Origin of the sequence: Wolbachia endosymbiont of Drosophila incompta (genome assembly GCF_001758565.1) — a bacterium.
Lineage (GTDB): Bacteria > Pseudomonadota > Alphaproteobacteria > Rickettsiales > Anaplasmataceae > Wolbachia > Wolbachia pipientis.
This window is the reverse complement of sequence record NZ_CP011148.1, coordinates 458,105-458,688: the sequence shown is the minus strand read 5'-3', so window position 1 is coordinate 458,688 and position 584 is coordinate 458,105. Positions and strand designations below refer to the sequence as shown.

Here is a 584-nt window from a genome sequence, read left to right as displayed (position 1 = left end):
CAGAAAAGATGTAACAGCTAAACTCTATGGTGGAGATGTAACGCGAAGAATGAAACTACTTGAAAAGCAAAAGAAGGGTAAAAAAAGGTTACATTCTATAGGGAACGTAAATATTCCACAGAATGCTTTTATTCAAGCCTTGAAGATAAGTGATTGATCTTAAAAGACTTCTTGTATAGTTTTTGGCAACAACCGTTAGAAACGAAAAAACTTACTTGACAAACTCCGCCAGCCCCCTTATCATGAAACTGAAGCTATTTATTTATCTTCTCTGTACAGATTAAATGACAAAAAAACTCACGTATCTGGCGTCTCATGTTTAATTTTTTGCACTATGTGCACCTTATGTCTTTATCAAACTTCTACCTACATAAGCTGAAACGCGCTTATAAAGCGTTTAAAACATAAAAAAACGCCAACTTAAAAAATGGATAGTGAATAACTAGCTACCCTAGGGTTTCTTTTGCCTTTTTTTCTGTTTAGTAAATTTCTTAAACATTTATGACTAAAGGTTAGTTGCATTAAAAAGCAGCTAAATCGCGGTTATTAAGCGTTTAGAATAAAAAAACGCCATACTTGAAAGT

The 584-nt window shown here is 33.2% G+C and carries 1 pseudogene (cut by a window edge); it reads left to right on the top strand.

Annotated features, from left to right (window positions below):
• A pseudogene (locus WG67_RS08285) lies at positions 1-157 on the top strand (elongation factor 4); its annotated part reaches 125 nt to the left of the window's first position; the annotation flags it as partial.
• Between the last annotated feature and the right edge of the window lie 427 nt (positions 158-584).